We start from the raw sequence: 9,434 nt of genomic DNA, 5'->3' as shown, positions 1-9,434 counted from the left end.
TAGCTGCTTCCGTACCATAAACCCAAGCTTTTGCTAGCCCTGAAGTTTTACCATATTCTACAGTTGGCTCTTGACTAGAATTTTCTAAAGATACAACTTTAGTATCTAAAGAACTAGCTGAGGCTTGTGAAGAAAATAATGTTGTTCCAACTAGACCTAGTCCAAGTGCACAAGATAATGCTGCGAATTTAAATTTCTTTTTCATTAATAAACCCATCCCTTTTTGCTTTTTTTTACTTTCATGTAAATTTTAACCTTTAAACCTATAAATTTCAATAGAATAATGACATATTATTGAAATTTTTTGATATTTCAATAATAATTACTCACTAAACTAAAAATATCTATTCTTTTAACAAAATGTTCTTCATTATCGACATGCTTTACATCCGTTTCTTCAAGAGGCCTAATGTCTACTAAAGTTTTTGATGTATACTAAATAATTTAAACTGTAAAATAATTAAGACTAAAGCAATTTTCTCTTCATTTTTTACAAAATGAATATAGAAAATTATATTTAATCATAATTAAAAATTATTTAGATTTAGATAATTCTTTATTTTCAACTCTTGATATCTTACTCTTCCATAATATCGAAATTTGTTTATACCAATCTTTTAACTTTTTAGTATATTTTTGATACTCTTCGTCAGTAAATATTAACAATTCCATGGATATCATAACTATAGAAAATGAATATAAACCCATCCCTATACCAATACCCGCGTGGAAAAAGCAAATAGCTATTACCCCAAAGAGTTTAGTTCTTTTATTTATAATTAACAATGGAAAAGCAAGCTTTACAAAAATACTAAGATAAGTAAATATGACAGCAAGATATACGTAATTATTTACCCATTCTTTTAAGAAAGGAGTGGAAACTGTGTTAACCTGTGATACATAGTATAAAGCTGTACCATTATTCCAAAGATCACCCATTACTTGATATATTCCTGATGTTGCATAAACAACACATACTTGAGTGATGCAAAAAAGAATTGAAAAATTATGTAATATTGTGCTTATATTGGTTGCTAATGTATTGTTTCTATTAGTAACCTTTTTTCCTTTAATAGCATCAATAGAGAAATATCTTGTACAATCAGCGAATAAAAGAAAGAATAAACTAATACACATTAAGTTATCTCCACCATCACTAATCGGACCCATACGAACATATAATGAATAGTAGAAAATAAAATTTAATATACTAATAAATCTGCCCTTATATCCAATTGTATAAATAAAGGTAAACAGTATTCCCAAAAGATATATTACATCAAAATATAATAATGAAGAATTCAAACTATAAAGAGAGGGAGCAACCCCAAAATAGTTAGCATTATAACCAACCTCAGAATACAAAAAATGACGCTGACTGTATTGTATTAAATAGAAATAAAGGGTTAGTATACCAAAAGATATACGTAGTAAACTTGCACCTTTATAATATTTCTCTTGTAAAAAGCAATTTAATATTCTAGTTGAAATACTCTGATTCATTTATTACACCTCGATTATCATTTAGTAAAAAGATATTACATCTTTATCAATTTTTCTCCATCCTAAATCATTATCATACATTAGTTCGGGTTTAGGATTTTTAACGCCTCTTTGTGAAAACGGAATAACATTATACGAAGTTACCCTTACCTTAATAGAATCGATTTTCTTATTAGGATATAATGCTTTGGCATAAGATGAAGCATATCGATATATGGTTTTTTCCCCTTTTTCTTGAATTCTTTTTGACTGCTCATCAATCATTTTTTTTCCATCATTCTTATTTTTATCTTTATCTTCTTTTTTTAATATAGCTTCCTCATATTTTACTGTAAGATCGTCTGAAATTTGTCCTGCAACTTCAGTATGAAATCCATCTACAAGTCGAACAATTCGATTATAAGGTGTAATAACATTTTTATGATTATTTTCAATTAATGGTGTTGAAATATCAATCCATTCCTTACCCTCTTCAGCTTCATTATCAAATTTAATCTGCATATATATATAATTATTTTTAGTAAGTGGATCCGGAGCAAATAAATGCCAATTTTGAGCAAACCATGTCTTATCCAGATACTTAGAAGTTATCGGATTTAAATTGGTGGATATTGGATTGGTAGGGCCTACTGCAAAAATTACCATTACATAATGGAAGCAAAAATATAATGACAAGATCGATATTATAGTAAGTAACATGCATTTATGTTTCAAAATCTTCACTCCAATATTAAGTTATTAATTTAATTCAATTCACCTGATAAATATTTAATAGCTTTTCTATACTGGGAAGTTAATATAGAAAATTAACAAGACGGAGGTAATACTTATATGCCTCTATTCAAAATCCAGAAATAATCTCTTTTACATATATGGGAGTTATTATACGTATCCTAATTTCATATAAAATTCACGGAGAAAACGCTGAACTTATCTTTAACATAAAGTTCAGCGTTTTTATCATTAATCAAAAAATTATTATTTTTGATCAAAAACAATGTCCGTATTGACCTTGATTTCATGTGAAGGAGCCATCCATCCAGTTGCATCAAGAGCGGCTTTACCAACTTTCTTTGCATAATAGGTAGCTGCTTCCGTACCATAAACCCAAGCTTTTGCTAGCCCTGAAGTTTTACCATATTCTACAGTTGGCTCTTGACTAGAATTTTCTAAGCTTACAACTTTAGTATTTAAAGAACTTGCTGAAGCTTGTGAAGAGAATAATGTTGTTCCGACTAGACCTAGTCCAAATGCACAAGATAATGCCACAAATTTAAACTTCTTTTTCATAAAAGTAATTCCTCCCGTTGTATCTTTATATTTAGTATTCGTATTAGAAAATACTAACAATTAAGAATTTACCATCCTTTTACAAAAAAGACAATATTATTTTTTTTGACTTATTTGTATTTACAAAAAAATATATATATTTGTAAAATATAAAAACCAATGATTAATCAACATATTACAGTATCTGGTAGTCAAATAGTTTTATATTCAAATAATTATTTTAACCTAAATGTATAAATTAAAATTTTGAAAATTAATTTGGAATCGTTTTTAATGCACTAAATATATTGAAAAAACAATATATTTTTATTATTATCAAAACGCTAGGATATATTTATTTTTTTAGAAGAGGGGAAAAAAATATGAAAAAAAAACTTTTTAAACTATTACCTATCTTTACTGTAGCAATACTACTACTAAGCTATACTTTGGGGTTAGACAATCACTCTACCTATGCAGAAACACAAAAAAAATATTTATATTCTATACCCATGGATGAAAATATCATACCTATGGAGCGACTTGCAGAAGCCTTGAAAAAACAAGGTAGAATAAATAATTCTGCATCAAAAGAAGCAGAATTACAAGCTGTCGAAAATTATATTAAAAAAAAGAAAATGGACACTGAAAAAGACCTTGTATCTAGAGATGAGATTACACAAGAAGCTTCTAATTTTATGAAAAGAGTTAAAGAATCAAATATAGAATTAAAAGAAAAATCAGCTCAAGTAGCAAACAGTAACGCAAGTAATCAAAAAGCAGAGACAAGAAGCTTAAATGGTAAATTACCCGTTCCTCCAGCAAAATCAAAGGAATATCATGGAGATATTCGTACGGATAAAGTCCTAGTTTTACTCGTTGAATTTGATGATTTTAAACACAATAATATTGAACAAGTCCCAGGTTATATGTACTCAAATGATTTTAACCAACAACATTACCAGAACATGTTATTCGGTGATGAACAATTTACCCTATCTAACGGAACTAAAATTAATACATTTAAACAATATTATGAAGAACAATCTGGTGGGAGTTACACCGTAGATGGTACAGTTACAAATTGGATTACAGTCCCAGGAAAGGCATCCGATTATGGTGCTGACGCAAATGAAGGTCGCGATAATAAGGGACCTTTAAAACCAAGAGATTTAGTTAAGGATGCTCTAAAATCAGCTGTAGCTAGTGGGCTTGATTTGTCGGAATTCGATAAATATGACCAATACGATGTAAATGAAAATGGAAAGTTAAATGAACCTGATGGAATTATTGATCACTTAATGATTATCCATGCTGGCGAAGGACAAGAATCAGGTGGTGGAAAATTAGGGGATAATGCCATTTGGTCTCATCGTTCAAAAGTTGCCTTAGAACCGTTTGCAATTGAAGAAACAAAATCTTCAGTACCATATTGGAATAATAAGATAGCTGTTTATGACTATACAATGGAGCCTGAAGATGGAGCAGTTGGTATATTTGCTCATGAATTTGGACATGATTTAGGACTTCCGGATGAATATGATACAAAATATTCAGGACAAGGTGAGCCAATTGAATCTTGGTCTATTATGAGTGACGGAAGTTGGGCTGGAGAAATCGCAGGTACAACTCCTACAAGCTTTTCGCCTCAAAATAAAGAATTTTTTCAAAATACAATGGGTGGTAATTGGGCAAATATTATTGAAGTAGATTATGCTCAATTAAATAAAGGTATAGGGTATGCAACATTTTTAGATCAAAGTGTAACAAAATCAGATCGGCCGGGAATTATTCGTGTCAATCTACCTGATAAACAAGTGAGAGACGGAATCCAACCCGAATTCGGTAAAAAATATTACTTTAGTACACGTGGTGACGACATTCACACAACACTAGAAACGCCTACATTTGATTTAACAAATGCAACAAGTGCTAAATTTGATTTCAAATCCTTTTTTGAAATTGAAAGTAATTCTGATATCGTTGAAATCACCGCTGTAGAAGAAAATGGGAATAAAACAATACTTGAGCGAATTGGCGAAAATGAAACACAAGATAAGTTTACTTCTACCAATTATGAATGGATAGATAAATCCTATGATTTAAGTTCATTTAAAGGTAAAAAAATAAAATTAATGATTGAATATATTACGGATGGAAGTTTAACTTCAATGGGATTTGCGATTGATAATGCTAGCCTAAGTATAAATGGAGACGTTGTATTTTTAGATGATGCTGAAAGCGAACCAAAATTTAAATTAAATGGTTTTATTATGGCTAATGGCATTGAAGATAAAAAGCATAATTATTATTTGGAGTGGAGGAATTACGCAGGTTCTGATAAAGGCTTAAGATTTGCACACGCAATTTACAATACCGGGCTTGTTGTATGGTATGCAGATTCAAGCTATACGGATAATTGGGTAGGAATTCATCCTGGACGGGGCTTCTTGGGTGTCGTAGATTCTCACCCAGAACCAATTGTAGGCGAGTTAAATGGAAAACCTACTGTGGCAAACAGTACAAAATATCAAATTTCTGATGCTGCATTCTCACTTAATCCAACACCCAGATGGATAATTGGAACCCCAATGTTTGGGACTTTTGATTATGCAAGTTTACCAGGTGTTTCAAAATTTGATGATTCTAATAAATATATTAACAATCAAATTCCAGATGCCGGACGTGAATTACCAAATTTCGGTTTAAAATTCGAAGTAGTTGGTCAGTCTAGTGATAACTCTGCAGGTGCAATTCGTGTCTATCGCTAATAGAATCTTAAACTAACATTTTCTAGGAAAAATATGTATAAAATGACACAACAAAGAAGGGTTTTTTATGAAGTTTATAAAGCGTTTTAAGTATGTATTTATTACACTTCTGATAGCTTTTATTTGTAATGATGCTATCTTTACTTTTACTTCAATAGACGGCAAATCTATGATGCCAACTTTACATAATAAAGATAAAATTTTTATAAACAAAGCTGGGTATATTTTTAAAGAAGCGTCTCGATTTGATGTAGTAGTAATTGTAGATAATGATAAAAATCAACTGATTAAAAGAATTATTGGTTTACCGGGAGATAGTATTGAATATAAGAATGACATTTTATATGTAAATGGAAAGTCTTATCAAGAAAAATATTTAGATTTCTCCCAAAAGAAGGATGACCAAGATCTAATAACTTCTGATTTCAATTTAAAAAATCTAACTGGAAAACAAGTTGTTCCATCAGGGCATTTCTTTGTTTTAGGGGATAATAGAAAAAACTCTAAAGATAGTAGGTCTTTTGGCTTTGTACCTGAAGCGAAAATTTTAGGAAAAGCAGAATATATTATTTGGCCTGTTACTAAGATATGAGTATCAAAATAATATTAAATATAATGATTGAAGAAAAGCAATTCGATACAGGTATTATCATGACAGTTTCCTTTGCAAAAATAGCCATCAATTGTTGATTTGAAATAAAGTTTAATCAAAAAAGCTCCACAAACACATATTATATGGTAAATAAGAAGACTCCATTTTGAAAAAAGATTAATCAAAATGGAGTCTTTTGTTAGAAATCTGCATTTAGTTTTTATAAAAAGGATTGATCAAAACTCATGAACATATTATCTATTATAATCGTTTACATATAGCATATAGTCCATTCTCTTCTGTGAACTACTCGCCACTTAGCAAAGCTTGAAGTGGGAGCTTCTCAGTTCCACGACGAAAGTAACCTTTCGTCTCCCTGAGCGTTACTTCGGGGTGTTCCATCCCTAGATGTCCAACGCATGGATGCTCAGTTGGTACGGTTGATATTTTACGCAGGAACCGAATGGCTTGGTTTTCGCACTCTATTTTCTTCCTGCAACCTTCTATATCAAGTTATCAAAGAACTTCATATAGCAAGTTTATCAAAAGTTTTTGGCGATGCCAAACCGAAATTCATCTCCCACCTATCGTTGGGCTACGCCCTTCACACGCTTGAGGAAGGAGAATTCTTTCGGGGAATACGTTAAAATATGGGCTCATTATTTTTAGATTCTTGGACAAGAGAATTCAGGTGCTTTCTATTCTATACGGCTATAGCACATAGAATGCAATTTTCTCTTTTATCATGCCAATTCCATCTTTATCTTTCCCCTAAATTCTTCATTTTTTAATATTTTTAAATTAAATTCATTTAGACTCTTACGTAACTTGAAAGCATCAATTCTATTTAACTCGTTTGCCATAAATACAATTTCAAATGAATCTCCTTTTTTATTTGTTGCATATAAGCCATTAGTTAAAACAAATGCAGTAGAACCACCCTTTTGTCCTGCATGTAAAAACAATTTTTTATTATGTTCATTTTCTATTACAGTCTCTAGAATTTTGTCCAATTTTTGATGCACTAATTCATCATAATAATTTTTGGAATTAATTTTTTCTAGCAAAGAGATATAATCAGAAGCTGCTGCTGATGTCAAACGATTTGACCAATTCTTTTGTAAGTCTAGTGAAAACATATTCAAATTCGGCAGCTGATGTTCATTTTTCATTAATTCATTTATTTTAAACGCATACTTCTTATATTCTTCTTGAGAGAGATTATTTAGATGTTTTACTAATTCCTTCTTACTTAAATTAAATTTCTCCTGCAAGAATCCTGGAATATATAAAGCTGACACAAATGGATATACTTCTTCATGATGTTTAAGGCCTAATTCCTTTATATTTTGATTAATATTTTCAATCCCAAGAATATTGATTAAATATTCTGTATTTGCATTCGAACTATATTGTAACATTCCCCTTGCTATATTATGCAAAGTTACACAATCATTTTTAATCTGATTATTTTGTATCATATCCTGTTCCCATTTTGGATGTGCGCCACCATCTGTGTTTTTGATATAATATTTCTTTAATTCGCTTAAAGAAATATATTCGTTTTCATTAATGATCCCGTTAGCACTTTGTTTAGCAAATTCAATAGCAATTATTAATTTAACCATACTTGCTAACGGTAACCTTTTATCTTCATTAATAGAACATAGAATTTCATCATTTTTTTTTATAATTAATGCACATGTATTCTTCTGTGCGTTTTCTTTAATATACGACAAAATATATTGTGGATCCGTTTTATTCATATCCTTCCTCGCTCGCATAAACACAATAACCAAAACCACTATACAAATAACTACAATACCTAACAAAACATTAATAAACATTATAAATTTCTCCTTATTTAATTTTGACTTATATTTTTTGAATTGATATAAATACCAGATTTAATCTATTACTAGGAGGAATCTATCCAATTAAATAAATACCTACTTCAAAAAAAAGAAATAAAAACCACCATTCCTTTCTTTAATTCGCAAGAAAGAATAGCGTATTTATTTCAATATAATCCATAACAATACATTGTTAATCTGAAGACAATCCTGAAATTAATCCAGGAATCTTTTTCTTATTTCTGGTGATGGTAACATACAATGTTCCTGCTTACCAAACCACCTGTATCTATTTTTTGCGAATTTTTCGTAACAAAAGTTCCTAATCGGCTTTGGAATTAATAGAAAGATAATAAGAAATTTCCATATACCTTTTAAATTTTTACAAATGTTTAGTATAGCATCTGATTTAATATAACTATTATTTTTGTCTATTAATACTATGCTATCTATTGTTTCATCTATTTCATACTTTTTTAACAATTTTTTACCCAATTCACTTTGAAGCGATGCGAATTGAAAATATCCTTTAGGATCTCTGTTAATAATGAATTGAACACTCTGATTACAGAAATTGCAATCACCATCAAATAGTATAATACTTTTCATAATTTTCTCCTTTCGGTAATTAATAGTATCTTATATAATTATTACCAATATGTATTATCATAATTTAAATATTAAGAATAAACAAACTCACAGACTTAAAAAAATATATTTTAATACTAAGAGATACTCTATGAAATTTCTAAATATCGACTTACATATATGTACACCAATATAGTTGTAACATATATTGTGGAAAAGCCCATTATACTACTAGTACAATGGGCTGAGCCTTGAAAGTTAAATTATCCAAGACATTTGTGATGGTAATAACAATTTAACATAAATATACAAAAAAGTGAAATTACTCATAACGAAAAAATTTTAGAACGTGTGGATAAAGTTTATGAACTTACTAAAAGGTATTTAGAAAAAAGAGAGAAAAATTCAAAATATAAACATGTTATGACCAAATCATATATTTAGCAAAAAACACAACTTTTTTTATTTTTTTACATTAATTATAAAATATGTTATTTATATTAATTTCAATATGGTACAATATTTTTATACAATTGAGGGATATTATGTAATAAAGATTTGTAATTAAAGCCTCTTGAAAATACATATTTAATAGATAGTATGATATAATATTTCATTTTCAAATAGCATGAAAAAAGGGATATTTTTAATTTATATTTTAACAAGCCTATCGCTATATAATTTAATGAATGTTCTCTTCTTTTCTGCTCAAATGATCTGTAATTAAGATATGGAAGTGATTAATATGTGGCTTTTGGTTTTGTATAATAAAATTCCTAGCCATTATATATTTCGAATTACTCTTAATATGGTACGGAAATTATATGAATGGGACTAATTATATTTCCTTATCAAATC

Annotated in this window: 7 protein-coding genes and 1 pseudogene; 2 read left to right on the top strand and 6 right to left on the bottom strand. The window is 29.2% G+C overall.

Going from position 1 to position 9,434, the window contains the following annotated elements; translation table 11 throughout:
• The 4 genes and pseudogenes from ES895_RS27175 to ES895_RS27160 all read right to left on the bottom strand — a co-directional run.
• Positions 1-205: pseudogene (locus ES895_RS27175) on the bottom strand (hypothetical protein); the annotation flags it as partial.
• A gap of 329 nt (positions 206-534) precedes the next feature.
• The gene (locus tag ES895_RS27170) at positions 535-1,503 is read right to left on the bottom strand and encodes an HTTM domain-containing protein (protein WP_001076452.1); all 969 of its coding nucleotides are present in this window, start codon (positions 1,501-1,503) and stop codon (positions 535-537) included.
• 21 nt (positions 1,504-1,524) lie between these two features.
• Positions 1,525-2,226: a DUF5819 family protein gene (locus ES895_RS27165; RefSeq protein ID WP_232293924.1), complete on the bottom strand. Its 702-nt coding sequence runs from the start codon at positions 2,224-2,226 to the stop codon at positions 1,525-1,527.
• Between the two features lie 255 nt (positions 2,227-2,481).
• The gene (locus tag ES895_RS27160; RefSeq protein WP_000726234.1) at positions 2,482-2,793 is read right to left on the bottom strand and encodes a hypothetical protein; all 312 of its coding nucleotides are present in this window, start codon (positions 2,791-2,793) and stop codon (positions 2,482-2,484) included.
• A gap of 362 nt (positions 2,794-3,155) precedes the next feature.
• Between ES895_RS27160 and ES895_RS27155 the strand changes: the two genes are divergently transcribed.
• Positions 3,156-5,543 (top strand): immune inhibitor A domain-containing protein, encoded by a 2,388-nt coding sequence (locus ES895_RS27155; protein ID WP_097863217.1) that lies wholly within the window; start codon positions 3,156-3,158, stop codon positions 5,541-5,543.
• A 67-nt stretch (positions 5,544-5,610) separates the two neighbouring features.
• Positions 5,611-6,135, top strand: coding sequence for a signal peptidase I (gene lepB / locus ES895_RS27150; RefSeq protein ID WP_000668732.1), 525 nt, complete (start codon positions 5,611-5,613; stop codon positions 6,133-6,135).
• Between the two features lie 743 nt (positions 6,136-6,878).
• Here the strand turns inward: lepB and ES895_RS27135 are convergent.
• Entirely contained in the window at positions 6,879-7,982 is a 1,104-nt protein-coding gene (locus ES895_RS27135) for a serine hydrolase (RefSeq protein ID WP_000470476.1), read from the bottom strand.
• Between the two features lie 222 nt (positions 7,983-8,204).
• The gene (locus ES895_RS27130; RefSeq protein WP_000835759.1) at positions 8,205-8,597 is read right to left on the bottom strand and encodes a thiol-disulfide oxidoreductase DCC family protein; all 393 of its coding nucleotides are present in this window, start codon (positions 8,595-8,597) and stop codon (positions 8,205-8,207) included.
• Positions 8,598-9,434: the final 837 nt, after the last annotated feature.

The organism is Bacillus sp. 007/AIA-02/001 (genome assembly GCF_004634455.1).
In the GTDB taxonomy this organism is placed as follows: Bacteria; Bacillota; Bacilli; order Bacillales; family Bacillaceae_G; genus Bacillus_A; species Bacillus_A cereus.
This window is presented reverse-complemented; position numbering and strand designations above follow the sequence as displayed.